Source organism: Domibacillus epiphyticus (assembly GCF_001975785.1).
GTDB classification, from domain to species: domain Bacteria; phylum Bacillota; class Bacilli; order Bacillales; family Domibacillaceae; genus Domibacillus; species Domibacillus epiphyticus.
The window spans coordinates 1-22175 of sequence record NZ_MSFI01000007.1 but is presented as its reverse complement, the minus strand read 5'-3'; the positions used below and the strand labels follow the sequence as shown (position 1 = coordinate 22175).

The 22175-nt window shown below is 44.0% G+C and carries 38 protein-coding genes; 37 read left to right on the top strand and 1 reads right to left on the bottom strand.

Annotated features, from left to right (window positions below; translation table 11 throughout):
* Positions 1 to 7 precede the first annotated feature (7 nt).
* The 37 genes from rplD to BTO28_RS04220 all read left to right on the top strand — a co-directional run bounded on the left by rplD (position 8) and on the right by BTO28_RS04220 (position 21211).
* Positions 8 to 631: a 50S ribosomal protein L4 gene (gene rplD, locus BTO28_RS04400; protein WP_076764335.1), complete on the top strand. Its 624-nt coding sequence runs from the start codon at positions 8 to 10 to the stop codon at positions 629 to 631.
* A complete protein-coding gene (rplW, locus tag BTO28_RS04395; protein WP_076764334.1) occupies positions 631 to 915 on the top strand; it encodes a 50S ribosomal protein L23 in 285 nt (94 codons plus the stop codon). Before rplD ends, rplW begins: the two co-directional genes overlap by 1 nt.
* Positions 916 to 948: 33 nt before the next feature.
* Positions 949 to 1779: a 50S ribosomal protein L2 gene (gene rplB, locus BTO28_RS04390; RefSeq protein WP_076764333.1), complete on the top strand. Its 831-nt coding sequence runs from the start codon at positions 949 to 951 to the stop codon at positions 1777 to 1779.
* A gap of 60 nt (positions 1780 to 1839) precedes the next feature.
* Positions 1840 to 2118 carry a 30S ribosomal protein S19 gene (gene rpsS, locus BTO28_RS04385; protein WP_018395159.1) on the top strand — a complete coding sequence of 93 codons (279 nt, stop codon included), beginning with the start codon at positions 1840 to 1842 and terminating at the stop codon, positions 2116 to 2118.
* A 19-nt stretch (positions 2119 to 2137) separates the two neighbouring features.
* Positions 2138 to 2479, top strand: a complete 342-nt coding sequence (rplV, locus tag BTO28_RS04380; RefSeq protein ID WP_046176553.1) for a 50S ribosomal protein L22 — start codon at positions 2138 to 2140, stop codon at positions 2477 to 2479.
* 3 nt (positions 2480 to 2482) lie between these two features.
* Positions 2483 to 3139, top strand: coding sequence for a 30S ribosomal protein S3 (gene rpsC, locus BTO28_RS04375; protein WP_076764332.1), 657 nt, complete (start codon positions 2483 to 2485; stop codon positions 3137 to 3139).
* Between the two features lies 1 nt (position 3140).
* On the top strand, positions 3141 to 3575 hold the full coding sequence (rplP, locus tag BTO28_RS04370; RefSeq protein ID WP_076764331.1) for a 50S ribosomal protein L16: 435 nt from the start codon (positions 3141 to 3143) through the stop codon (positions 3573 to 3575).
* The gene (gene rpmC / locus BTO28_RS04365; RefSeq protein WP_045851860.1) at positions 3565 to 3762 is read left to right on the top strand and encodes a 50S ribosomal protein L29; all 198 of its coding nucleotides are present in this window, start codon (positions 3565 to 3567) and stop codon (positions 3760 to 3762) included. Before rplP ends, rpmC begins: the two co-directional genes overlap by 11 nt.
* 19 nt (positions 3763 to 3781) lie before the next feature.
* On the top strand, positions 3782 to 4045 hold the full coding sequence (rpsQ, locus tag BTO28_RS04360; protein ID WP_050182390.1) for a 30S ribosomal protein S17: 264 nt from the start codon (positions 3782 to 3784) through the stop codon (positions 4043 to 4045).
* A gap of 44 nt (positions 4046 to 4089) precedes the next feature.
* The gene (gene rplN, locus BTO28_RS04355) at positions 4090 to 4458 is read left to right on the top strand and encodes a 50S ribosomal protein L14 (RefSeq protein WP_018395165.1); all 369 of its coding nucleotides are present in this window, start codon (positions 4090 to 4092) and stop codon (positions 4456 to 4458) included.
* Between the two features lie 42 nt (positions 4459 to 4500).
* A complete protein-coding gene (gene rplX / locus BTO28_RS04350) occupies positions 4501 to 4812 on the top strand; it encodes a 50S ribosomal protein L24 (protein WP_075397850.1) in 312 nt (103 codons plus the stop codon).
* A 27-nt stretch (positions 4813 to 4839) separates the two neighbouring features.
* Entirely contained in the window at positions 4840 to 5379 is a 540-nt protein-coding gene (rplE, locus tag BTO28_RS04345) for a 50S ribosomal protein L5 (protein ID WP_076764330.1), read from the top strand.
* Positions 5380 to 5403: 24 nt separating this feature from the next.
* Positions 5404 to 5589 (top strand): 30S ribosomal protein S14, encoded by a 186-nt coding sequence (gene rpsN / locus BTO28_RS04340; RefSeq protein WP_046176559.1) that lies wholly within the window; start codon positions 5404 to 5406, stop codon positions 5587 to 5589.
* Between the two features lie 29 nt (positions 5590 to 5618).
* Complete coding sequence (gene rpsH / locus BTO28_RS04335; RefSeq protein WP_076764329.1) at positions 5619 to 6014, top strand: 30S ribosomal protein S8; 396 nt, start codon at positions 5619 to 5621, stop codon at positions 6012 to 6014.
* A gap of 30 nt (positions 6015 to 6044) precedes the next feature.
* On the top strand, positions 6045 to 6581 hold the full coding sequence (gene rplF / locus BTO28_RS04330; protein WP_076764328.1) for a 50S ribosomal protein L6: 537 nt from the start codon (positions 6045 to 6047) through the stop codon (positions 6579 to 6581).
* A 34-nt stretch (positions 6582 to 6615) separates the two neighbouring features.
* Positions 6616 to 6978 (top strand): 50S ribosomal protein L18, encoded by a 363-nt coding sequence (gene rplR, locus BTO28_RS04325; RefSeq protein ID WP_076764327.1) that lies wholly within the window; start codon positions 6616 to 6618, stop codon positions 6976 to 6978.
* Between the two features lie 20 nt (positions 6979 to 6998).
* Positions 6999 to 7499, top strand: coding sequence for a 30S ribosomal protein S5 (gene rpsE / locus BTO28_RS04320; protein WP_076764326.1), 501 nt, complete (start codon positions 6999 to 7001; stop codon positions 7497 to 7499).
* A 13-nt stretch (positions 7500 to 7512) separates the two neighbouring features.
* A complete protein-coding gene (gene rpmD, locus BTO28_RS04315) occupies positions 7513 to 7695 on the top strand; it encodes a 50S ribosomal protein L30 (RefSeq protein ID WP_076764325.1) in 183 nt (60 codons plus the stop codon).
* Positions 7696 to 7727: 32 nt separating this feature from the next.
* Positions 7728 to 8168 carry a 50S ribosomal protein L15 gene (rplO, locus tag BTO28_RS04310; protein ID WP_076764324.1) on the top strand — a complete coding sequence of 147 codons (441 nt, stop codon included), beginning with the start codon at positions 7728 to 7730 and terminating at the stop codon, positions 8166 to 8168.
* Positions 8168 to 9469: a preprotein translocase subunit SecY gene (secY, locus tag BTO28_RS04305; RefSeq protein ID WP_076764323.1), complete on the top strand. Its 1302-nt coding sequence runs from the start codon at positions 8168 to 8170 to the stop codon at positions 9467 to 9469. Before rplO ends, secY begins: the two co-directional genes overlap by 1 nt.
* Before the next feature lie 47 nt (positions 9470 to 9516).
* Positions 9517 to 10170, top strand: coding sequence for an adenylate kinase (locus BTO28_RS04300; protein ID WP_076764322.1), 654 nt, complete (start codon positions 9517 to 9519; stop codon positions 10168 to 10170).
* The gene (gene map, locus BTO28_RS04295; protein WP_076764321.1) at positions 10170 to 10916 is read left to right on the top strand and encodes a type I methionyl aminopeptidase; all 747 of its coding nucleotides are present in this window, start codon (positions 10170 to 10172) and stop codon (positions 10914 to 10916) included. The genes BTO28_RS04300 and map overlap by 1 nt, the downstream gene beginning before the upstream one ends.
* 41 nt (positions 10917 to 10957) lie before the next feature.
* A complete protein-coding gene (gene infA, locus BTO28_RS04290; protein ID WP_018395177.1) occupies positions 10958 to 11176 on the top strand; it encodes a translation initiation factor IF-1 in 219 nt (72 codons plus the stop codon).
* Positions 11177 to 11215: 39 nt separating this feature from the next.
* The gene (gene rpmJ, locus BTO28_RS04285) at positions 11216 to 11329 is read left to right on the top strand and encodes a 50S ribosomal protein L36 (RefSeq protein WP_000868344.1); all 114 of its coding nucleotides are present in this window, start codon (positions 11216 to 11218) and stop codon (positions 11327 to 11329) included.
* A 23-nt stretch (positions 11330 to 11352) separates the two neighbouring features.
* Positions 11353 to 11718 (top strand): 30S ribosomal protein S13, encoded by a 366-nt coding sequence (gene rpsM, locus BTO28_RS04280; RefSeq protein ID WP_076764320.1) that lies wholly within the window; start codon positions 11353 to 11355, stop codon positions 11716 to 11718.
* Positions 11719 to 11743: 25 nt separating this feature from the next.
* Positions 11744 to 12133, top strand: coding sequence for a 30S ribosomal protein S11 (gene rpsK / locus BTO28_RS04275; protein WP_075397838.1), 390 nt, complete (start codon positions 11744 to 11746; stop codon positions 12131 to 12133).
* 152 nt (positions 12134 to 12285) lie between these two features.
* The gene (locus BTO28_RS04270) at positions 12286 to 13230 is read left to right on the top strand and encodes a DNA-directed RNA polymerase subunit alpha (protein WP_076764319.1); all 945 of its coding nucleotides are present in this window, start codon (positions 12286 to 12288) and stop codon (positions 13228 to 13230) included.
* Positions 13231 to 13265: 35 nt separating this feature from the next.
* Entirely contained in the window at positions 13266 to 13658 is a 393-nt protein-coding gene (rplQ, locus tag BTO28_RS04265) for a 50S ribosomal protein L17 (RefSeq protein WP_076764318.1), read from the top strand.
* 374 nt (positions 13659 to 14032) lie between these two features.
* Positions 14033 to 14872 (top strand): energy-coupling factor ABC transporter ATP-binding protein, encoded by an 840-nt coding sequence (locus BTO28_RS04260; RefSeq protein WP_076764317.1) that lies wholly within the window; start codon positions 14033 to 14035, stop codon positions 14870 to 14872.
* Positions 14848 to 15711 carry an energy-coupling factor ABC transporter ATP-binding protein gene (locus tag BTO28_RS04255; RefSeq protein ID WP_076764316.1) on the top strand — a complete coding sequence of 288 codons (864 nt, stop codon included), beginning with the start codon at positions 14848 to 14850 and terminating at the stop codon, positions 15709 to 15711. The genes BTO28_RS04260 and BTO28_RS04255 overlap by 25 nt, the downstream gene beginning before the upstream one ends.
* The gene (locus BTO28_RS04250) at positions 15708 to 16505 is read left to right on the top strand and encodes an energy-coupling factor transporter transmembrane component T family protein (protein ID WP_076764315.1); all 798 of its coding nucleotides are present in this window, start codon (positions 15708 to 15710) and stop codon (positions 16503 to 16505) included. Before BTO28_RS04255 ends, BTO28_RS04250 begins: the two co-directional genes overlap by 4 nt.
* A 14-nt stretch (positions 16506 to 16519) precedes the next feature.
* The gene (truA, locus tag BTO28_RS04245) at positions 16520 to 17263 is read left to right on the top strand and encodes a tRNA pseudouridine(38-40) synthase TruA (RefSeq protein WP_076764364.1); all 744 of its coding nucleotides are present in this window, start codon (positions 16520 to 16522) and stop codon (positions 17261 to 17263) included.
* Between the two features lie 150 nt (positions 17264 to 17413).
* Positions 17414 to 17851, top strand: a complete 438-nt coding sequence (gene rplM / locus BTO28_RS04240; protein WP_076764314.1) for a 50S ribosomal protein L13 — start codon at positions 17414 to 17416, stop codon at positions 17849 to 17851.
* A 25-nt stretch (positions 17852 to 17876) separates the two neighbouring features.
* The gene (rpsI, locus tag BTO28_RS04235; RefSeq protein ID WP_076764313.1) at positions 17877 to 18269 is read left to right on the top strand and encodes a 30S ribosomal protein S9; all 393 of its coding nucleotides are present in this window, start codon (positions 17877 to 17879) and stop codon (positions 18267 to 18269) included.
* Positions 18270 to 18662: 393 nt separating this feature from the next.
* On the top strand, positions 18663 to 19343 hold the full coding sequence (gene cwlD / locus BTO28_RS04230; protein WP_076764312.1) for an N-acetylmuramoyl-L-alanine amidase CwlD: 681 nt from the start codon (positions 18663 to 18665) through the stop codon (positions 19341 to 19343).
* Between the two features lie 74 nt (positions 19344 to 19417).
* Positions 19418 to 20476 carry an Mrp/NBP35 family ATP-binding protein gene (locus BTO28_RS04225; protein WP_076764311.1) on the top strand — a complete coding sequence of 353 codons (1059 nt, stop codon included), beginning with the start codon at positions 19418 to 19420 and terminating at the stop codon, positions 20474 to 20476.
* Positions 20477 to 20605: 129 nt separating this feature from the next.
* Positions 20606 to 21211 carry a KinB-signaling pathway activation protein gene (locus BTO28_RS04220; RefSeq protein ID WP_076764310.1) on the top strand — a complete coding sequence of 202 codons (606 nt, stop codon included), beginning with the start codon at positions 20606 to 20608 and terminating at the stop codon, positions 21209 to 21211.
* An 18-nt stretch (positions 21212 to 21229) separates the two neighbouring features.
* On the opposite strand, the gene BTO28_RS04215 is transcribed toward BTO28_RS04220, so the two are convergent.
* Entirely contained in the window at positions 21230 to 21922 is a 693-nt protein-coding gene (locus BTO28_RS04215) for a polysaccharide deacetylase family protein (protein ID WP_076764309.1), read from the bottom strand.
* Positions 21923 to 22175: the final 253 nt, after the last annotated feature.

The following is a 22175-nucleotide window of genomic DNA, read 5'->3' as shown; positions in this document are numbered from 1 at the left end:
AACAGGAATGGCTAAAGTTAAAGTATTAAACCAATCTGGTTCTGAAGTCGGCGATATCGAGTTAAATGACGCTGTATTCGGAATCGAACCAAACGAACATGTAGTATTTGAAGCAGTGGTTATGCAACGCGCATCTTTGCGTCAAGGTAACCATAAAGTAAAAACCCGTTCTGAAGTACGCGGTGGCGGTCGTAAACCATGGCGTCAAAAAGGAACTGGACGCGCGCGTCAAGGTTCTATCCGCTCTCCACAATGGCGTGGCGGTGGTACTGTATTTGGACCGGCTCCACGCAGCTACAGCTACAAGCTGCCAAAGAAAGTACGTCGTCTAGCGTTGAAATCGGCTTTGTCATCAAAAGTACAAGAACAAAACATTCTTGTTTTGGAAGCATTGAATTTCGATGCGCCAAAAACAAAAGAATTTGTTAATGTCTTGAATAACTTGTCTGTTAACTCAAAAGCATTGATTGTAACAGATACAGTTAACGAATTTGTTGCATTGTCCGCTCGCAACATCCCTGGCGTAACAGTGGTTGAAGCAGCCGGCATCAACATCCTTGACCTGCTTGGACATGATAAACTTATCATGACAAAAGCAGCGGTTGAAAAAGTAGAGGAGGTGCTTGCATAATGGATGCACGCGATGTAATTAAGCGCCCCGTTATTACTGAACAATCTATGGCTGTTATGGCTGAAAAAAAATATACGTTTGAAGTGGACGTACGCGCAAACAAAACGCAAGTGAAGACTGCTGTTGAAGAGATCTTCGGCGTAAAAGTTAAAAACGTGAACGTTATGAACTACAAAGGTAAATTCAAGCGTATGGGACGTCATGCGGGTTATACAAACAAACGCCGTAAAGCAATCGTCACATTAACGCAAGATAGCAAAGAAATCGAACTTTTCGAAGCTTAATAAACCTATAAAATAGAAGAGGAGGGACACGAAATGGCGATTAAAAAATACAAACCGACCACTAACGGTCGTCGTAATATGACAACTCTTGACTTTGCTGAAATTACAACAAGCACGCCGGAGAAATCATTGCTCGAGCCTTTGAAAAAGAAAGGCGGCCGTAACAACCAAGGTAAAATTACTGTTCGTCATAAAGGCGGCGGTCATAAACGCCAATATCGTATTATCGATTTTAAACGCGATAAAGATGGCATTCCAGGCCGCGTTGCTACAATCGAATACGATCCGAACCGTTCGGCTAACATCGCACTCGTGAACTACGTTGACGGAGAAAAACGCTACATCTTAGCTCCAAAAAACATCCAAGTTGGAACGGAAATCATGTCCGGACCGGAAGCTGATATTAAAGCAGGAAATGCACTTCCACTTGCAAATATCCCGGTTGGTACAGTTATCCACAACATCGAATTGAAACCAGGCAAAGGCGGACAATTAGTTCGTTCTGCAGGTACTTCAGCTCAAGTGCTTGGTAAAGAAGGTAAATATGTACTCGTACGCTTGAACTCAGGCGAAGTTCGCATGATTCTTGCAACATGCCGCGCGACAATTGGTCAAGTTGGTAACGAGCAGCATGAACTTGTTAACATCGGTAAAGCAGGTCGCTCTCGCTGGTTAGGTAAAAAACCTACAGTACGCGGTTCTGTAATGAACCCGAACGACCATCCACATGGTGGTGGTGAAGGACGCGCGCCTATCGGCCGTAAAGGTCCTGTTACACCGTGGGGCAAACCAGCTCTTGGTTACAAAACTCGTAAAAAAGTTAACAAATCCGATAAATTTATCGTTCGTCGTCGTAAAAAATAACGTAATTGTCCTACGGTTCTATATACGAACCGTAGTCCAATCACGAAGGGAGGTACACAAATGGGCCGCAGTTTGAAAAAAGGACCTTTTGTTGATGATCATTTATTCAATAAAGTTGAAAAGTTGAACGAAACGGAAAAGAAGCAAGTTATTAAAACTTGGTCACGCCGTTCTACAATTTTCCCAACATTCATCGGACACACTATCGCAGTATACGATGGTCGCAAACACGTACCTGTATACGTAACTGAAGATATGGTTGGACATAAACTTGGTGAATTCGCTCCAACGCGTACTTACAAAGGGCACGTTGCAGACGACAAGAAAACAAGACGCTAATTGAGAGGAGGATATTTCAATGGAAGCTAAAGCTGTCTTAAGAACAGTTCGCATTGCTCCTCGTAAAGCACGTCTAGTTATTGACTTGATTCGAGGCAAGCAAGTAGGAGAAGCAGTGGCGATCTTGAAACATACGCCCAAAACATCATCTCCAGTAATTGAAAAATTATTAAATTCTGCTATTGCAAATGCAGAGCATAACTATGATCTTGATGTAAACAACCTTGTTGTAACTCAAGCTTACGTTAACGAAGGACCAACATTGAAACGTTTCCGTCCACGTGCAATGGGACGTGCAAGCGCAATTAACAAACGCACAAGCCACATCACAATCGTCGTGGCAGAAAAGAAGGAGGGATAATTCGTGGGTCAAAAAGTACATCCTCATGGACTGCGCGTCGGGATCATTCGCGACTGGGATTCAAAATGGTACGCTGAAAAAGACTACGCTGATCTTCTTCATGAAGATTTGAAAGTGCGCGGATACATCGAAGAACGTCTTAAAGATGCTTCTCTATCCCGTGTTGAAATCGAACGTGCTGCGAATCGTGTAAACATCACAATTCACACTGCTAAACCAGGTATGGTTATCGGTAAAGGTGGTTCTGAAGTAGAAGCACTTCGCAAAGCTTTGAATGAATTAACAGCTAAACGTGTTCACATAAACATCGTTGAAGTGAAACGCGCTGACCTTGATGCTAAACTTGTAGCGGAAAACATCGCTCGTCAACTTGAAAACCGTGTATCATTCCGCCGTGCGCAGAAACAGGCAATCCAACGGACAATCCGTTCTGGTGCAAAAGGAATTAAAACTCAGGTTTCAGGACGTCTTGGCGGAGCAGATATTGCCCGTGCTGAACATTACAGTGAAGGAACTGTTCCACTTCATACTCTTCGTGCTGACATCGACTATGCACATGTTGAAGCAGACACAACTTACGGCAAGCTTGGCGTAAAAGTATGGATTTACCGTGGAGAGGTTCTTCCTGCGAAGAAGAAAACTCAGGAAGGAGGCAAATAATATGTTGTTGCCAAAACGCGTTAAATATCGTCGTGTACACCGCGGCAAAATGCGTGGTCAAGCAAAAGGCGGAACAGAAGTAGCATTTGGTGAATATGGTCTTCAAGCTGTTGAAGCTTCTTGGATCACAAACCGTCAAATCGAATCTGCCCGTATTGCAATGACTCGTTACATGAAACGTGGCGGTAAAGTTTGGATTAAAATTTTCCCTCACAAACCATATACGAAAAAACCACTTGAAGTACGGATGGGTTCCGGTAAAGGGGCACCTGAAGGATGGGTGGCAGTTGTAAAACCAGGCAAAATCATGTTTGAAATTGCCGGCGTTTCTGAAGAAGTAGCACGTGAAGCACTTCGTCTGGCATCTCATAAGCTGCCAGTAAAATGCAAGGTTGTAAAACGCGAAGAAATTGGTGGTGAATCAAATGAAAGCTAATGAAATCCGTGAACTTACCACTGCTGAAATTGAACAACAAGTAAAGTCGCTCAAAGAAGAACTTTTCAACCTTCGCTTTCAATTGGCGACGGGACAGCTTGAGAATACTGCTCGTATTCGTGAAGTACGTAAAGCAATCGCCCGCATGAAAACCGTGATTCGTCAACGGGAAATTGATAACCGATAATTGAAAGGAGGTTTGCACGATGAGCGAACGCAATCAGCGCAAAGTTTACACAGGCCGCGTTGTATCCGACAAAATGGATAAAACAGTAACGGTTCTTGTTGAAACATATAAAACACACAAACTTTATGGAAAACGCGTAAAGTACTCTAAAAAGTTTAAAGCTCATGATGAGAACAACGAAGCAAAAATCGGTGACGTAGTACGCATCATGGAAACTCGCCCGCTTTCTGCAACAAAACGTTTCCGCCTTTTAGAAGTAGTGGAAAAAGCAGTCATCATCTAATTTATGTTCGGATAGATGTTAAAGTCCGAAAGGAGGTAACCTAAATGATCCAGCAAGAATCACGTTTAAAAGTAGCAGACAATTCTGGTGCACGTGAAGTTTTAACGATCAAAGTCCTCGGTGGTTCTGGCCGTAAAACAGCTAACGTCGGAGATGTTATCGTGTGTACAGTAAAACAAGCAACACCAGGTGGCGTTGTCAAAAAAGGTGAAGTGGTAAAAGCGGTTATCGTTCGTACGAAACGCGGCGTTCGCCGTAATGACGGTTCCTACATCCGCTTCGACGAAAACGCGTGCGTTATCATTCGTGACGATAAGAGCCCACGTGGCACACGTATTTTCGGCCCGGTTGCCCGCGAACTTCGCGACAGCAATTTCATGAAGATTGTTTCCCTTGCTCCGGAAGTAATCTAATTGAGTTGAACAAATAAAAGGCCAATCAAGGAGGTGCGCAACATGCACGTGAAAAAAGGCGATAAAGTCATGGTCATCACAGGTAAAGATAAAGGCAAAACAGGTGTTGTTCTTGCAGCTTTTCCTAAAAAAGACCGTGTTCTTGTTGAAGGTGTCAACATCGTGAAAAAACACGCGAAGCCTTCACAATTGAATCCGCAAGGCGGCATCCTTAGCCAGGAAGCAGCTATTCACGTATCCAATGTAATGCTGTTGGATCCGAAAACAAACGAACCTACTCGTGTAGGTTATAAAGAAGTGGACGGCAAAAAAGTCCGCGTAGCTAAAAAATCCGGTGAAACTTTAGATAAATAATATGTCATAAGAAGGGAGGTATTCTAAGTGAACCGCCTAAAAGAAAAGTATCAAAAAGAAATCACACCTGCTCTCGTGAGCAAGTTCAACTACACTTCTGTAATGCAAGTGCCTAAAATTGAAAAGATCGTTGTGAATATGGGTGTCGGTGAAGCTGTTCAAAACGCGAAAGTATTGGACACTGCAGTTGAAGAATTGCAGCAAATCACTGGTCAAAAACCAATGGTCACTCGTGCGAAAAATTCAATCGCGGGATTCCGTCTTCGTGAAGGTATGCCAATCGGTGCGAAAGTAACACTTCGCGGCGAGCGCATGTACGAATTCCTTGATAAACTTGTTTCTGTTTCACTTCCACGTGTACGTGACTTCCGCGGCGTTTCTAAAAAAGCGTTCGACGGTCGTGGCAACTACACTCTTGGTGTTAAAGAACAGTTAATCTTCCCTGAGATTGATTACGATAAAGTATCAAAAGTACGCGGCATGGACATCGTTATCGTCACTACTGCCAACACGGACGAAGAAGCTCGTGAATTGTTAACACTAATTGGAATGCCGTTCCAAAAGTAATCGCTATATAAGGGAGGCGAAAACGTGGCTAAAAAATCAATGATTGCGAAACAAAAACGCACACAGAAGTTTAAAGTGCAAGAGTACACACGCTGCGAACGCTGCGGACGTCCACACTCTGTATACCGCAAATTTAAACTTTGCCGTATTTGTTTCCGTGAACTAGCTTATAAAGGTCAAATTCCTGGCGTTAAAAAAGCCAGCTGGTAATACACTGATTCCGGAAGGAGGTAAAAAAAATGGTTATGACAGATCCAATTGCTGACTTGCTAACTCGCATTCGTAATGCGAACATGGTTCGTCACGAAAAACTGGAAGTACCTGCTTCCAATATTAAACGTGAAATCGCTGAAATTCTTAAACGTGAAGGTTTTATCCGCGACGTTGAATTCATCGAAGACGATAAACAAGGTGTTATCCGTATTTTCTTGAAATATAGCGGAAACGAGCGTGTAATCACAGGCTTGAAGCGTATTTCAAAACCTGGACTTCGTGTTTATGCGAAAGCGGATGAAGTGCCACGTGTACTTAATGGACTTGGTATTGCGATTCTTTCTACATCAACAGGTGTAGTTACTGATAAAGAAGCCCGCGCTAAACAAGTAGGCGGCGAAGTACTCGCTTACGTTTGGTAATAACTTTTTAACGAATGGAGGTGCGAAACTATGTCACGCGTAGGAAAAAAACCAATCGAATTGCCAGAAGGCGTTACGATTACAAATAACAACAATGAAGTGACTGTCAAAGGTCCTAAAGGTGAATTGACACGTCAGTTTAATAAAGATTTGACGATTGAAGTAGAAGGCAACACGATCACAGTTGTCCGTCCTTCAGAGTCAAAAGAACACCGTACAATCCACGGAACAACTCGCGCTCTTCTTGCTAACATGATTGAAGGCGTATCAAAAGGATTCGAAAGAAACCTTGAGTTGATCGGTGTCGGTTACCGTGCTCAAAAACAAGGAACGAAACTTGTATTGAACGTAGGTTACTCTCATCCAGTGGAATTCGAAGCTGAAAAAGGCATCGAAATCGACGTACCGGCTAATACAAAAATTAGCATTAAAGGTATCGACAAAGAGCGCGTAGGCGCGATTGCTGCGAATATTCGCCAAGTTCGTCCTCCTGAGCCATACAAAGGCAAAGGTATTCGCTATGAAGGCGAACAAGTACGACGCAAAGAAGGTAAAACAGGTAAATAATGCCGCGTAGGCAACGGAAAGGAGTGACCTCGGGATGATTACAAAACCTGATAAAAATAAAACGCGTAAAAGACGCCACGCTCGTGTTCGTGCGAAAATCGCAGGTACAGCAGCACGTCCACGCTTGAACGTATTCCGTTCTAACAAGCACCTTTACGCTCAATTGATCGATGATGTAAATGGTGTTACACTTGCAAGTGCTTCAACAATTGAAAAAGATTTCGGTATTGAATCAACAGGCAACCAGGAAGCTGCTGCGAAAGTTGGCGAATTGCTCGCTAAACGCGCAACTGAAAAAGGTGTCGCTTCTGTTGTATTCGACCGTGGGGGCTACCTTTATCATGGCCGCGTTAAAGCTTTGGCTGACGCTGCTCGTGAAAATGGCCTTGAATTCTAATAAAAGGAGGGACACATTTAATGCGTCGCATTGATCCAAACAAACTCGAACTTGAAGAACGCGTAGTAACGGTCAACCGTGTGGCGAAAGTTGTGAAAGGCGGACGCCGTTTCCGCTTTACTGCACTCGTTGTCGTTGGCGATAAAAATGGTAATGTAGGCTTTGGAACTGGTAAAGCGCAAGAGGTTCCAGATGCTATCCGTAAAGCGATTGAAGATGCAAAGAAAAACCTTGTATCTGTACCAATGGTTGGCACAACTTTGCCTCACCAGGTGATCGGTCATTTCGGTGCTGGTGAAGTATTATTGAAACCTGCTTCTGAAGGTACAGGAGTTATCGCAGGCGGACCTGTCCGTGCGGTACTTGAACTTGCTGGTGTTGGTGACATTCTCTCCAAATCACTCGGTTCAAACACACCTATCAACATGGTTCGTGCTACAATCGAAGGCTTGAAAGAATTGAAAACAGCTGAAGAAGTTGCAAAACTTCGCGGCAAATCTGTAGAAGAACTGTTAGGATAAGGAGGGAATCATAATGGCTGAAAAATTACAAATTACCCTCACTCGCAGCCTGATCGGACGTACGCAAGATCAGCGCGAAACTGTAAAGGCACTTGGTCTTCGCAAAATGCATCAGACTGTTGAGCAAAACGACAATCCGGCAATTCGCGGCATGATCAACAAAGTGGCTCATCTTGTGACTGTTACAGAAAAATAATTACATTTTATAGAATAAGGAGGTGCTCGAGCATGAAACTTCATGAATTGAAACCAGCTGCAGGTTCACGTAAAGAACGTAACCGTGTAGGTCGCGGTACTGGTTCCGGCAACGGAAAAACGTCTGGTAAAGGTCATAAAGGTCAAAACGCACGTTCTGGCGGTGGTGTACGCTTAGGATTTGAAGGCGGACAGACTCCTTTATTCCGTCGTCTTCCAAAACGCGGCTTTACGAATGTAAATCGTAAAGAGTATGCGGTCGTGAACATCGATACATTGAATCGTTTCGAAGAAGGAGCAGAAGTTACACCTGAACTTCTTATCGAAAGCGGCATTGTGAAAAGCGAAAAAGCAGGAATCAAAATTCTTGCGAACGGCAACGTAGAGAAAAAGCTTACTGTTAAAGCTCACAAATTCTCTGCTGCTGCGGTAGAAGCAATTGAAGCGGCCGGCGGTAAGACTGAGGTGATCTGATGTTTCGCACAATCTCCAATTTTATGCGCGTGGGTGATATAAGAAACAAAATTATATTCACCCTTCTTATGTTAATCGTATTCCGTATTGGCACATTCATTCCTGTTCCCTATGTTAATGCGGATGTTCTCCGCATGCAGGAACAGGCCGGTTTGATTGGATTTCTTAACACGTTCGGTGGAGGAGCTCTCCAAAACTTCTCAATTCTTGCAATGGGAATTATGCCTTACATTACAGCGTCCATCATCGTGCAGCTTTTGCAAATGGATGTAGTACCCAAGTTCACTGAATGGTCCAAGCAAGGGGATGTCGGACGGCGTAAACTGACTCAGTTTACCCGTTACTTCACAATCGTGCTCGGTTTCATTCAAGGCCTGGGCATGTCATACGGATTTAACCGTTTGTATGGCGGCCTGCTTGTCGAAAACAATAGTTTTGCCGGATACTTGTTAATTGCACTTGTGCTGACTGCAGGTACGGCTTTTCTTATGTGGCTGGGTGAACAAATCACGGCCAAAGGAGTCGGCAACGGAATTTCGATTATCATTTTCGCAGGGATTGCTGCTGCAATTCCAGGAGCGGTAAACCAAATTTATGTACAGCAAATCGAAGGAGCGGGCGATCAGCTTTTCCTGCGTATTTTAGTTTTGCTTCTGATTTTGGTAGCTGTACTGGCAATTGTCGTAGGTGTAATTTTCTTTCAGCAGGCGCTGCGGAAAATTCCAATTCAATACGCGAAACGTGTCGGAGCAGAAGGCGGAATAGCACCGGTTGGCGGTCAGTCGACTCATCTTCCGTTGAAAGTAAACGCTGCGGGAGTAATCCCGGTCATCTTTGCAATTTCATTCTTGATTACGCCACAGACAATCGGCTCGTTTTTCGGTTCAAATGATGTGACGAACACCATTCAAAACATCTTTGATTATACGAAGCCGGTCGGGATGATCATTTATGTTGCACTGATTGTTGCGTTTACGTATTTCTATGCTTTTATTCAAGTAAACCCTGAACAAGTTGCAGATAACTTGAAAAAGCAGGGTGGATATATTCCGGGTATTCGTCCCGGGAAGAACACACAGGATTATTTGACAAATGTGCTTTACCGTCTGACATTCGTCGGTGCAATTTTCCTATCAGTCGTTGCTGTGCTGCCTGTATTCTTCATTCAATTCGCGGGTCTTCCACCAGCGGCGCAAATTGGCGGTACAGGGCTGTTGATCGTCGTCGGTGTGGCACTTGAAACAATGAAGCAGCTTGAAGCACAACTTGTAAAGCGTCATTATAAAGGCTTTATGAAGTAAGCTTGGTGAGGCGCGGCTTCACTCTAACAGACTGAGGGGGTATTTCAATGAATCTCGTGTTAATGGGATTGCCGGGTGCTGGTAAAGGGACTCAGGCAGAAAAAATTGTTGAAAAGTATGGTGTTCCACACATTTCAACAGGTGACATGTTCCGTGCAGCAATGAAGGATGAAACGGAACTTGGCTTGAAAGCAAAATCATTTATGGATAAAGGGGAGCTCGTTCCGGATGAAGTAACAATCGGAATTGTGAACGAACGCCTTGCGAAAGCCGATTGCGAACAAGGTTTCCTTCTTGATGGATTCCCTCGTACAGTTGCTCAGGCAGAGGCGCTTGAAGACATTCTAGCAAACCTTGACCGTAAAATTGATTATGTCATTAACGTGGATGTCGATAAAGATATTCTAATGGCACGCTTAACAGGCCGGCGCATATGCAAAAGCTGCGGTGCGACGTATCATCTTGAATTCAATCCGCCATCTCAAGAAGATAAATGCGATCGCTGCGGCGGTGAACTTTATCAACGTGCAGATGATAATGCGGAAACGGTTCAAAACCGCCTTGACGTTAACTTAAAGCAAACGGAACCATTGCTTGCTTTTTATAGCGAAAAAGGATATTTGAAAAACATTAACGGCCAGCAAGATATCAATGTTGTATTTGAAGACATTGATCAGCTTCTTGAAGGCCTGCGTAAATAATGATCATTTGTAAAACCCCTCGAGAACTGGAGATTATGAAAGAAGCGGGGCGCATTGTAGCGCTGACACACCAGGAATTGCAAAAACATATCTCCCCCGGTGTAAGTACGATAGAGCTTGATGCAGTGGCTGAAAAGTTCATTAGAAGTTTCGGAGCTGAGCCTTCTTTTAAAGGATACAACGGCTTTCCAGGCAGCATTTGCGCTTCAGTTAATGAAGAGCTGGTGCACGGAATACCCAGTGACCGTCTATTAGAAGAAGGTGATATCATCAGCGTTGATATTGGTGCTTACTATAAGGGTTATCATGGCGACTCGGCTTGGACATATTCTGTCGGCCGGATTGCACCTGAGACGGAGAAGCTTCTCGAAGTAACAGAGGAATCGCTTTACATCGGGCTCAATGAAGCGAAACCGGGTGAACGTCTTTCAAACATCTCCCATGCAATTCAAACGTATGTGGAATCGAATGGCTTTTCAATCGTTCGTGAGTATGTTGGGCATGGTGTCGGGCAGAACCTTCATGAGGCTCCGCAAATTCCTCATTACGGTCCGCCGGGAAAAGGTCCAGTGCTAAAACCCGGAATGGTGCTCGCGATCGAACCGATGGTCAATGCCGGTCGTCGTTACGTAAAGACACTTGAGGATAATTGGACTGTCATTACCCAGGATGGAAAAATGTGTGCTCATTTTGAACATACAATTGCGATAACCGAAACAGGCTTCGACATTTTGACGAAAGCTTAGGCATCCGCCGATCGGGATGAAAAGTGAAGGGAGATGAAAAAATGGCGAAAGACGATGTAATTGAAATTGAAGGTACAGTAACTGAAACTTTGCCAAACGCCATGTTTAAGGTAGAATTGGAAAATGGACATACAATTTTAGCTCACGTTTCAGGTAAAATTCGTATGCACTTTATCCGTATCCTGCCTGGCGATAAAGTAACAGTAGAACTTTCACCGTATGATTTAACACGCGGACGGATCACGTACCGTTACAAATAAACATATATGGCGCTCCGGACTATTAAGGAGGTTGGAGAAATGAAAGTAAGACCATCAGTAAAGCCAATCTGCGAGAAATGTAAAGTTATTCGCAGACGCGGCAAAGTTATGGTTATTTGTGAAAACCCTAAGCATAAACAAAAACAAGGCTAATTCTAAAGGGAGGTGCACATTTTATGGCACGTGTAGCAGGTGTTGATATTCCACGCGATAAGCGTGTAGTTATCTCGTTAACTTATATTTTTGGTATTGGCAGACCAACAGCTGAGAAGATTCTAGCTGAAGCAGGTGTGTCTGAAGATACGCGCGTTCGTGATTTGACGGAAGATGAATTAAATAAAATCCGTGATATCGTAGACCGCTTAAAAGTGGAGGGTGACCTTCGCCGTGAAGTATCTCTTAACATTAAACGTTTGATGGAAATCGGTTCATTCCGTGGTATCCGTCATCGCCGCGGACTTCCAGTACGTGGTCAAAACACAAAAAACAATGCGCGTACTCGTAAAGGCCCGCGTAAAACTGTAGCTAACAAGAAAAAATAATTGGTAAAGGAGGCTGAGTTTAGACATGGCTCGTAAACAACAATCTCGCAAGCGTCGTGTGAAAAAGAATATTGAATCTGGTATTGCACACATCCGCTCAACTTTCAACAACACAATCGTAACTATTACAGACGTTCACGGTAACGCTCTATCATGGTCAAGTGCAGGTGCTCTAGGCTTTAGAGGATCACGTAAATCTACTCCGTTTGCTGCTCAAATGGCTGCTGAAACAGCTGCAAAAGCATCAATCGAGCATGGTATGAAAACACTTGAGGTAACAGTTAAAGGTCCTGGTTCAGGTCGTGAAGCAGCAATCCGTGCTCTTCAAGCAGCAGGACTAGAAGTTACAGCTATTAAAGACGTAACACCAGTTCCACATAATGGTTGCCGTCCTCCAAAACGTCGCCGTGTTTAATCTTCCTGCATAAAGGATAACTATTCCGGTTATAATGGAAAATTAACTGTTTAGATTCAGAAATTGACCACTTTTTATGTAAAATCGGGAATGGTAAACATGGGGAATTTCGGCTTGCCGAAGTTTCGACGTATCGAAGGAGGGAAAATGGAATGATCGAAATTGAAAAGCCAAAAATTGAAACGGTTGAGATCAGCGATGATGCTACATTTGGTAAGTTCGTCGTAGAACCACTTGAGCGCGGATACGGTACAACTCTAGGTAACTCCTTGCGTCGTATTTTATTATCCTCACTTCCAGGTGCTGCGGTTACTGCTATCCAGATTGATGGAGTATTGCACGAATTCTCAACGATTGAAGGCGTCGTAGAAGATGTTACATCGATCATTTTGAATATCAAAAAGCTTGCGTTGAAGATTTATTCCGATGAGGAAAAAACGCTTGAAATCGATGTACAGGGTCAAGGAACCGTAACGGCTGCCGACATTACTCATGACAGCGATGTGGAAATTTTAAATCCGGATCTGCATATTGCGACATTAGGTGAAAATGCTAATTTCCGTATGCGTTTGACGGCACAGCGCGGCAGAGGATACAACCGGGCTGATCACAATAAAAAAGAAGATCATCCAATCGGCGTCATTGCGATCGACTCCATCTATACACCTGTTTCCCGCGTGAATTTCCAGGTGGAAAATACGCGCGTTGGACAGCTTTCAAACTTTGATAAGTTGTCACTGGACGTATGGACAGATGGCAGCATCGGACCGAAAGAAGCCATTTCTTTAGGTGCGAAAATCTTAACAGAACATCTTAACATTTTCGTTGGCTTGACAGATGAAGCACAGCATGCGGAAATCATGGTGGAAAAAGAAGAAGATCAGAAAGAAAAAGTACTAGAGATGACGATCGAAGAACTTGATCTTTCCGTCCGTTCTTATAACTGCCTGAAACGCGCTGGCATTAATACCGTTCAAGAACTTGCGAACAAGAGCGAAGACGACATGATGAAAGTCCGAAATCTTGGCCGTAAATCGCTTGAGGAAGTAAAAGCGAAACTGGACGAGCTCGGTCTGGGCTTGCGAAAAGAAGATTGATTTAATCAACGACATCAATAAAGGAGGGTTTCTTCATGGCTTACAGAAAGCTAGGACGTACAAGCGCTCAGCGCAAAGCGATGCTCCGCGATCTTACAACAGATCTTATCATCAGTGAACGCATCGAAACGACTGAAGCACGCGCGAAAGAATTGCGCTCAGTTGTAGAAAAAATGATTACACTCGGTAAACGTGGTGATTTGCATGCCCGCCGTCAGGCTGCAGCATTCCTTCGTCACGAAGTCGCTTCTACTGTTGAAGTAGAGAAAAAAGGCAAAACGAAAGAGCAGCCAGTATACGCTCTTCAAAAATTATTTGATGATGTTGCACCACGCTACTCAGAGCGTCAAGGTGGCTACACTCGCATTATGAAAGTCGGTCCACGCCGCGGCGATGGCGCACCAATGGTGATTATTGAGCTTGTTTAATAGCCAATAAGACCGCGAAATGGGCAGAACAAAACAAAACCTTTGCTTTGTTTTGCCCTTTTTTTATATTTTTAAAAAGTGCAAGTATTTGGACACTATCTAATTCCAGGCGCCATCGGCTCAAGGTCATAAGCCAATCACTTCTGGAGGCACAAAACGCCTCCGCCAGTGCTCTGCTTATGCTTGTCGCAGGTAAGCGGCCTTGCACTTTTACTCAACAAGCTTAGAGCGTTACGATGGGCGTACCACTTGCTCAAACGTGCGTCCCGTCTAGCTCATGCACCCCTCAACCCGACCGCAGCGCGGCAAGAATGTTTATTCTTTGGTTCGGGGTGCGGGCTTTTTTTGTTTTGGCAGGAATAGGGGGATAAAGGATGAAGGAGAAGGTCATTTCAATCAAAGGGGTTTCTTTTCAATATCCGGATCAGGAAGCTTTTGCACTGCGCAATGTTTCATTTGATGTATATAAAGGAGAATGGCTGGCCATTGTCGGTCATAATGGCTCTGGAAAGTCAACACTAGCAAAAATGCTAAATGGACTTCACTATCCGTCGGAAGGAACTGTTTCGATTGGCGGGTATGCATTAATTGAAGAAAATGTATGGTTGATTCGTGAAAAACTAGGAATGGTCTTTCAAAACCCGGATAATCAATTTGTTGGAACAACCGTACAGGATGATGTGGCTTTTGGGTTAGAAAATAACGGAGTTGAACATAGCGCTATGCAGGAGCGTGTGTTTGCCTCTCTTGAAAAAGTAGGCATGACTGCTTTTCTGAATCAAGAGCCGCACCATCTTTCCGGCGGACAGAAGCAGCGCGTTGCTATCGCCGGCGTTATTGCCCTGCGTCCAGACATTGTTTTGCTCGATGAAGCAACATCTATGCTTGACCCGCTCGGAAGGGAAGAAGTAATCAATACAGTACGAGAATTGAACGAAAATGAAGGGCTGACGGTAATTTCAATTACACATGACCTTGAGGAAGCCTCAAGAGCAGATCGGGTTATTGTATTGAATGAAGGCATGCTATATACAGAGGGAACACCTGAGAGGATTTTTCAACTGGACCGGGAATTGCTTAATCTTGGACTTGGTGTGCCGTTTGCTGTCCAAATGAGTCAGCTGCTGACAGACGCAGGTCTTCAGCTGTCAAGGCGTCATTTTAATGAAGAAGAGCTGGTGAAGGATTTATGGACATTAAACTTCGAGAAGTAGAATACAGTTATGCAGCCGGCACGCCATTTGAACGCCAGGCTATTATGGACGTGACGTTCACTATTCCGTCCGGTCAGTATGTGGCGATTATCGGCCATACCGGATCGGGCAAATCGACTGTTCTTCAGCATCTGAATGCGTTGCTCAGGCCGTTAAAAGGAGAAATCGAGATTGGAAGCCGGACCATTGCGGCAGGGCGAAAGGGAAAAAAATTAAAAGATGTGCGCCGCCGTGTTGGCATTGTTTTTCAATTTCCGGAGCATCAGCTGTTTGATGAAACGGTTGAAAAAGATATTTGTTTTGGTCCGATGAATTTTGGCGTGAGCGAAGAAGAGGCAAAAAAGCGGACCCGGGAAGCAATCGGGCTTGTCGGCCTGCCGGAAGAGGTACTTGGGAAATCGCCGTTTGATTTATCAGGTGGACAGATGAGGCGTGTGGCGATTGCGGGAGTTCTTGCAATGAAACCGGATGTCCTTGTGCTGGATGAGCCGACAGCAGGTCTGGATCCGCGAGGGCGCCAGGACATAATGAACATGTTTGCCACGCTTCAAAAGAAGAATGGGCTGACGTGTGTTCTTGTGACGCACAGCATGGAAGACGCAGCGCGTTATGCCGACAAAATCATCATTATGCATAAAGGGCAGGTGTACCGTACCGGGGCCCCTCGTGATATTTTTAGCGATGCGGACAGTTTAACAAATGTCGGCCTTGATATACCGGAAACAGTCCGGTTTCAGCGAATGTTTGAGTCGCATTTAGGACACCCGCTCGATAAAGTGTGTTTAACACCGGAAGAACTTGCCGCTGAAGTGAGCAGACTGCGCGGTGAAATGACATGATGGAGAAAATGATCGTCGGCCGTTACTTGCCGGCAGATTCCGTCGTACACAAAATGGATCCGCGGGCAAAGCTGTTATTTATTTTCGGGTTTGTTATCATCGTGTTTTTAGCCAATAACGCCGTGACGTATGCGGTTCTCGGAGCCATTACATGTTTGATTGTTCTTTTATCTAGAGTAAAGCTGCGATTTTTAATCAATGGGTTAAAGCCTGTACTTATTCTTATTCTTTTTACGTTCTTTCTTCACGTGTTTTTTACAAAAGAAGGGGACATTTTAGCCCAGATCGGTTTTTTGACGATCTACAAAGGCGGCGTTATAAAGGGCGTGTTAATTTCAATCCGATTTTTATTGCTCATTTTCGTTACATCGCTCCTTACGCTTACAACGCCGCCTATTTCGGTAACGGACGGGATTGAAAGCTTGTTTGGGCCGTTAAAGAAATTAAAATTGCCCGTACATGAACTGGCGTTAATGATGTCGATTTCACTGCGTTTTATTCCGACACTTCTTGATGAAACGGATAAAATTATGAAAGCACAGATGGCAAGGGGAGCGGATTTCTCGAGCGGATCGATACCGGAACGGGTTAAAGCGGTCATACCTCTTTTGATTCCGCTGTTTGTAAGCGCGTTTAAACGGGCGGAGGAGCTGGCAGTGGCCATGGAAGCGAGAGGCTACAAAGGCAGTGAAGGAAGGACGAAATACCGCATCCTGCAATGGAGCACGCGTGATACGATAGCGATGTTCCTCCTTGTCGCTTTGTGTGCAGCGCTGTTCATGTTAAGAAGTTAATGGGAGAGATGGAATTGAAGCGGATAAAATGTGAGCTCATGTATGACGGCTCGCGCTTTTCAGGATATCAGTCACAGCTGAATGACCGTACTGTCCAGCAGGAGCTCGAGAAAGCACTATGGAAAATCCATAAAAAAATGACGGTTAAAACGCACGCATCAGGGCGTACAGATGCCGGCGTTCATGCGCTAGGGCAAATTGTACACTTTGACACGCCGCTTGCTATGCCCGCCGATAGATGGGCGAGAGCATTAAATGGAGAATTGCCACAGGATATTTCCGTGAAGCGGACCGAGGAAGTGCCAGACTCGTTTCATGCACGTTATTCGGTAACGGGGAAAGAGTATCGCTACCGGATTTACCGGACGCCGTACCGCGACCCGTTTCGTACGTCATACGCCTATCATTACCCGTATCCATTGGATGTGGAACGCATGAAAAAAGCGGCAGCTCATTTAATTGGGGAGCATGACTTTACGTCTTTTTGCTCAGCGAAAACAGACAAAGAAAATAAAGTGAGAACCGTCACCAATATATTGTTTATTGAAACCGGCAATGACCTTGAAGTGAGGTTTACCGGCAATGGATTTTTGTATAATATGGTGAGAATTATGGTCGGGACGTTAATAAAAGTGGGCAACGGCCGCATGGAGCCAGAGGATGTAGCGAAAATTTTGGCAGACCGCAATCGTCAGCATGCAGGACAAACTGCTCCCGCCGCAGGCTTGTATTTATGGCAAGTTTTCTATGACAACTAAACCAAGTGTTGCATTTTTTCTTGACAATGAATTGAAGACGATATATTATAGCATATGGTATGTTATTTGACCCCACGATGAGCCCCGGAAACTTATTCGTGATATAAATACATGGAACCGTAAAAACATAATTAATCAGGAGGGTAAACAATGCGTACGACTTATATGGCTAAAGCAGGCGAAATCGATCGTAAATGGTTCGTTATCGATGCTGAAGGCAAAACATTGGGCCGCCTATCAAGCGAAGTAGCATCTATTTTGCGCGGCAAACATAAACCAACTTTCACACCGCACGTTGACACTGGTGATCACGTGATCATCCTCAACGCTTCTAAAATTGAATTGACAGGCAACAAACTTCAAGGGAAAATTTACTACCGCCACAGCATGTATCCAGGTGGCTTGAAAACACGCACAGCACAAGATATGCGTGACAAAAACCCTGAAAGAATGCTAGAACTTGCTATTAAAGGCATGCTTCCAAAAGGTTCTTTAGGTCGTCAAATGTTCAAAAAACTTCACGTATATGCTGGAGCAGAGCACAAACATGAAGCACAACAACCAGAAGTTTACGAACTTCGCGGATAATAAAAATTAAAAGGAGGAAATGACATTGTCACAAGTTCAATACTTAGGCACAGGACGCCGTAAAAGTTCAGTAGCTCGCGTACGCTTAGTACCAGGCGAAGGCAAAATCGTAATCAACGGCCGTACTGCTGAAGATTATATCCCATTTGAAGCGCTGCGCACTGTGATTAACCAGCCGCTCGTTGCGACTGAAACAGTAAACAGCTATGATGTACATGTAAATGTAAACGGAGGCGGCTACACAGGACAGGCAGGAGCGATCCGTCACGGAATCGCCCGCGCTCTTCTGCAAGCTGATCCAGAATTCCGTCCGACACTTAAACGTGCCGGCTACCTTACACGTGATGCACGTGCGAAAGAACGTAAAAAATACGGTCTTAAAGGCGCTCGTCGCGCACCTCAGTTCTCAAAACGTTAATTTTGGGCGTTTGGAAGGCTCTCAGCCATTTTGGCTGGGGGTCTTTTTTAATGATTTGACCTGACCGCATTTTAAAGTTCCTTATACCATTGAAACTCATTGCGGCAAGTCGTTTGTGACGTGCATATAGATGTTTCATTGTCTTGGGGGTATGGAGTGTGTTCAAACCTCTTCTTTCCTCTGCCTTTTTATGCTGTCTAATCAGGAGGGAAGCATGGGGTAGATCATGCATCATAATTTTGTGGATTTTAATCAGCCTACTCTGGGTTCCTTTTTAATATGATAACGGCAATGGAGTTCCATCCTCTAATCTTTTCTCTCATGTGGAGAAAGGATTTTTTCATTTGAACAGCCACACCATCATATACTGGTCGTGATGAGGGGGGATTGTCCATGAAACGCACTGCTATTGTCATTCTTTTCATTACAATCGCAGCCTTTTTTTATCAAGATATAAAGCCGGTCTTTAATGTATGGAAACCGCCGCTCTCAGGGGTTACGATTTTGATTGATCCAGGACATGGCGGTGTGGATGGCGGAGCGGGAGATGAAGATGCGCTTGAGAAAGACATTGCGTTATCGGTCGCGAAAAAACTAAGAGAACATTTAAACGGTCAGGGAGCTGTCGTTTTATTGACGAGGGAAGAGGACACGGACCTTGCACGAAAAGAGACGGAGCGAATTCGCACGAGAAAAATAGAAGATTTGCAAGAAAGAAGCCGGCTTATTAACGAATCAGGTGCAGATTTGTTTATCAGCATTCATTTAAATGCGATTCCAACAGAAGATTGGCGCGGTGCACAAACCTTTTATGCTCCTCATCTGCCTGAAAACAAAAAAGTGGCTGTATCGATTCAGAAGGAATTGACAAGGAATTTAGAAAATACAGACCGAACACCTGCAGAGATTGGACATGTCTATATTTTAAAAGAAGCGGATATACCTGGTGCATTGGTCGAAATCGGGTTCTTGTCAAATCCACAAGAGCGGCGCTTGCTGCTGGATGAAGAATATCAGGAAAAAACGGCGGCTTCCGTTTCTCGGGGCATATTACGATATTTTCAAACTAAGTAGCTTTTCCATCCTTCTATAGAAGAGTATGCTATACTAATGAATGCGAAAACTTTAAACGAAGGATGGTGCACCCATTGATTACAGAATCACAAGTACGCGATATCGTAAATGCCCTAGAAGACCCTTTTTTACATAAAACATTAGCGGAAACAGACGGTATCGTAGAAATTTCAATTAAAGAAGAAAAAAATCATGTAAGCGTGAAGGTCGCTATTGCTCAAACAGGCACACCTGAACAGCTGCAGCTGCAAATGAGAATCGTTAACACCTTAAAAGAAGCGGGTGTTGAATCAGTTGGTATCCGTTTTACTGAGCTGTCAGAAGAGAAGATTGCCCAGTTCCGTGGAACAAAGGCAGCAGGTGAAAATAAAAACTTGCTTTCTCCTGAAAGCGGGACGACCTTTTTAGCGATCGCAAGTGGAAAAGGCGGCGTCGGTAAATCAACCGTATCCGTCAACCTGGCGATTTCCCTAGCCCGACTAGGAAAAAAAGTAGGCTTGGTCGATGCCGATATATATGGATTCAGCGTTCCGGATATGATGGGCATAGCAGTACGCCCGACTATTAATGGAGAAAAAATAATGCCGGTTGAACGATTCGGTGTGAAAGTCATTTCCATGGGGTTTTTCGTCGATGACAACGCACCCGTTATTTGGCGCGGGCCGATGCTTGGAAAAATGCTAAACAACTTTTTCTCACAAGTCGAGTGGGGCGATCTTGACTACCTGCTGCTCGATTTGCCGCCAGGAACAGGTGACGTTGCGCTTGATGTGCATACGATGCTGCCGCATTGTAAAGAAGTTATCGTTTCTACACCGCATCCGACTGCTGCATTCGTCGCAGCACGCGCAGGCGCGATGGCACTGCAGACTGATCATGAGGTTGTAGGTGTTATTGAAAACATGGCCTACTTTGAAAATAAAGCCACAGGTGAAAAAGAATACATTTTTGGCCAGGGAGGCGGAGACAAGCTGGCTGACGAACTGCGTACTGAATTACTTGGACGTCTTCCACTGCAACAGCCAGACTGGAACGAGAATGATTTCGCTCCATCTGTTTACGCAGAAGACCATCCACTGGGTGCCATTTATCAGGAAATCGCTAAAAAGCTCGATACAAAGCTGGCAAAATAAGAAAACTTCCGGACTGCGGTCCGGAAGTTTTTTTTATGAAAGACAAGAATTGTCCACTTGTCATCGTCTTTCTTTTTCACAGGTGTATTGATACAATCGTAACAGAAGAATGTACAGGGGGATTTATACGTGGGTATACGAAACTGGATACGATTTTTTACACATACATTGCTTATCGGCGGAGCGGTAACAGGCGTTCTTGGATTTATTATCCGTTGGAACGAGTTCGCACCGCTTTTTGCAAATGGAGAATGGGGGGAAGTGCTGTCCGTTCTTGCTTGGCTGATCGGCGTTGGTTTTACATTTAGCGTAATCAGTCAAATGGGCTTCTTTGCTTACTTAACCATTCATCAATTTGGACTAGGATTATTCCGTTCTTACTGGAGCTTTATTCAGATTGCATTAATTATTGTCGTACTGTTTGATCTTGTCTATTTCCGATTTAAAGCATTCAGCAGTGAAGGGGAAGCAATCGGATCTTATTTTATACTTGCATTCATCCTTTTAATCGTTGGTCTGGCAGTTGCCTGGTTGAAAGGGAAAGGAAAAAATAAAAACGTATTTATTGCGGCTTTCTTTTTCATGGTCGTCGTTACAACACTTGAATGGCTTCCAGTCCTGCAGGCAAACGAAGAAAGCTGGCTCTATTTAATGCTCTTTACATTATTGCCATGTAATGCATTCCAACTATTATTTTTACCGAAATACAACAAAAAAATCCTGAAAGCCGGATAGTCGCCGGCTTTCTTTTTTTTATGGAATGTACTGAATATCCGCTCGGCCGCCGATCATTTCAGATAGACTGATCGGTGTCTCTTTGGCAGACAATATAGAAATCATTTTTTTGGTCACCTGTTGATCTGAATCAAGATTTAATAAGACAATATCCCCTTTTTTAGCATTTTCGACAAAAGATGAAGCGGGGCGGTTTCTTAAATCCACACTCCACTGTACTGGCAAGTACCCGTTAGATTCCGCAACACGCAGTATGCCATCCTGTTCCACACCATCGGCTGCCCGCAAAAATACAATATTAATTTTCCCGTGTGAGGAAAGGATTTTTTTGACTGCGTTGATCTCTTGAACGATTACGTCTTCGTTCGAAGAATCCGTAATAAGAACGCCTATGTCAAATGCTCTGTCGACGAGCAATTTGGTTGTTTTAGGATGATGTTCAAGCCAGGAAGATGTTACGAAAAAAGAAGCGGTTGTTTCATTTTCTATAAGCAGTTTAACTAATTTTCCGATGTTTTGGTCTTGCTGATCCGCATTCACTGTTAAAGAAATACCATCTTGGCCGGCATAAATAGCCTTCATCGGACCATTTGTCGAAATCACTGGCTGATCGCTTTCCGGGTGAAGAGATAATAAAAAAAGACAAACTGAAAAAAGAAGAAAAGCGACCCATTTGAGTTGTTTCGCTTGTATAAACAGGAATGGAATCATCGTTTAAAGCCCCCGATTTAAAAGGATTAATAAGAGTATATGGATAAAAAATAAAAAAATACGAAAAAACAATTGACCTATTATAACGAATCGTGTTAAATTAAATCTTGCCGCTGCGCAAGACGCAAACGTGTTATAACAATTTAAAAAAGTTGTTGACAACGAAAACGGCGAAATGGTATTATATAAAAGTTGCTGTCAGACAGCATAATTGAACATTGAAAACTGAACAAAATCAATAAAAACGTCAACG

What these genes read in the sequence shown, in the direction of transcription:
- rplD (WP_076764335.1), top strand. Translation starts at nt 8, where the DNA reads ATGGCTAAAGTTAAAGTATTAAACCAATCTGGTTCTGAAGTCGGCGAT.
- rplW (WP_076764334.1), top strand. Translation starts at nt 631, where the DNA reads ATGGATGCACGCGATGTAATTAAGCGCCCCGTTATTACTGAACAATCT.
- rplB (WP_076764333.1), top strand. Translation starts at nt 949, where the DNA reads ATGGCGATTAAAAAATACAAACCGACCACTAACGGTCGTCGTAATATG.
- rpsS (WP_018395159.1), top strand. Translation starts at nt 1,840, where the DNA reads ATGGGCCGCAGTTTGAAAAAAGGACCTTTTGTTGATGATCATTTATTC.
- rplV (WP_046176553.1), top strand. Translation starts at nt 2,138, where the DNA reads ATGGAAGCTAAAGCTGTCTTAAGAACAGTTCGCATTGCTCCTCGTAAA.
- rplP (WP_076764331.1), top strand. Translation starts at nt 3,141, where the DNA reads ATGTTGTTGCCAAAACGCGTTAAATATCGTCGTGTACACCGCGGCAAA.
- rpmC (WP_045851860.1), top strand. Translation starts at nt 3,565, where the DNA reads ATGAAAGCTAATGAAATCCGTGAACTTACCACTGCTGAAATTGAACAA.
- rpsQ (WP_050182390.1), top strand. Translation starts at nt 3,782, where the DNA reads ATGAGCGAACGCAATCAGCGCAAAGTTTACACAGGCCGCGTTGTATCC.
- rplN (WP_018395165.1), top strand. Translation starts at nt 4,090, where the DNA reads ATGATCCAGCAAGAATCACGTTTAAAAGTAGCAGACAATTCTGGTGCA.
- rplX (WP_075397850.1), top strand. Translation starts at nt 4,501, where the DNA reads ATGCACGTGAAAAAAGGCGATAAAGTCATGGTCATCACAGGTAAAGAT.
- rpsH (WP_076764329.1), top strand. Translation starts at nt 5,619, where the DNA reads ATGGTTATGACAGATCCAATTGCTGACTTGCTAACTCGCATTCGTAAT.
- rplF (WP_076764328.1), top strand. Translation starts at nt 6,045, where the DNA reads ATGTCACGCGTAGGAAAAAAACCAATCGAATTGCCAGAAGGCGTTACG.
- rplR (WP_076764327.1), top strand. Translation starts at nt 6,616, where the DNA reads ATGATTACAAAACCTGATAAAAATAAAACGCGTAAAAGACGCCACGCT.
- rpsE (WP_076764326.1), top strand. Translation starts at nt 6,999, where the DNA reads ATGCGTCGCATTGATCCAAACAAACTCGAACTTGAAGAACGCGTAGTA.
- rpmD (WP_076764325.1), top strand. Translation starts at nt 7,513, where the DNA reads ATGGCTGAAAAATTACAAATTACCCTCACTCGCAGCCTGATCGGACGT.
- rplO (WP_076764324.1), top strand. Translation starts at nt 7,728, where the DNA reads ATGAAACTTCATGAATTGAAACCAGCTGCAGGTTCACGTAAAGAACGT.
- secY (WP_076764323.1), top strand. Translation starts at nt 8,168, where the DNA reads ATGTTTCGCACAATCTCCAATTTTATGCGCGTGGGTGATATAAGAAAC.
- BTO28_RS04300 (WP_076764322.1), top strand. Translation starts at nt 9,517, where the DNA reads ATGAATCTCGTGTTAATGGGATTGCCGGGTGCTGGTAAAGGGACTCAG.
- map (WP_076764321.1), top strand. Translation starts at nt 10,170, where the DNA reads ATGATCATTTGTAAAACCCCTCGAGAACTGGAGATTATGAAAGAAGCG.
- infA (WP_018395177.1), top strand. Translation starts at nt 10,958, where the DNA reads ATGGCGAAAGACGATGTAATTGAAATTGAAGGTACAGTAACTGAAACT.
- rpmJ (WP_000868344.1), top strand. Translation starts at nt 11,216, where the DNA reads ATGAAAGTAAGACCATCAGTAAAGCCAATCTGCGAGAAATGTAAAGTT.
- rpsM (WP_076764320.1), top strand. Translation starts at nt 11,353, where the DNA reads ATGGCACGTGTAGCAGGTGTTGATATTCCACGCGATAAGCGTGTAGTT.
- rpsK (WP_075397838.1), top strand. Translation starts at nt 11,744, where the DNA reads ATGGCTCGTAAACAACAATCTCGCAAGCGTCGTGTGAAAAAGAATATT.
- BTO28_RS04270 (WP_076764319.1), top strand. Translation starts at nt 12,286, where the DNA reads ATGATCGAAATTGAAAAGCCAAAAATTGAAACGGTTGAGATCAGCGAT.
- rplQ (WP_076764318.1), top strand. Translation starts at nt 13,266, where the DNA reads ATGGCTTACAGAAAGCTAGGACGTACAAGCGCTCAGCGCAAAGCGATG.
- BTO28_RS04260 (WP_076764317.1), top strand. Translation starts at nt 14,033, where the DNA reads ATGAAGGAGAAGGTCATTTCAATCAAAGGGGTTTCTTTTCAATATCCG.
- BTO28_RS04255 (WP_076764316.1), top strand. Translation starts at nt 14,848, where the DNA reads ATGGACATTAAACTTCGAGAAGTAGAATACAGTTATGCAGCCGGCACG.
- BTO28_RS04250 (WP_076764315.1), top strand. Translation starts at nt 15,708, where the DNA reads ATGATGGAGAAAATGATCGTCGGCCGTTACTTGCCGGCAGATTCCGTC.
- rplM (WP_076764314.1), top strand. Translation starts at nt 17,414, where the DNA reads ATGCGTACGACTTATATGGCTAAAGCAGGCGAAATCGATCGTAAATGG.
- cwlD (WP_076764312.1), top strand. Translation starts at nt 18,663, where the DNA reads ATGAAACGCACTGCTATTGTCATTCTTTTCATTACAATCGCAGCCTTT.
- BTO28_RS04215 (WP_076764309.1), bottom strand. Translation starts at nt 21,922, where the DNA reads ATGATTCCATTCCTGTTTATACAAGCGAAACAACTCAAATGGGTCGCT.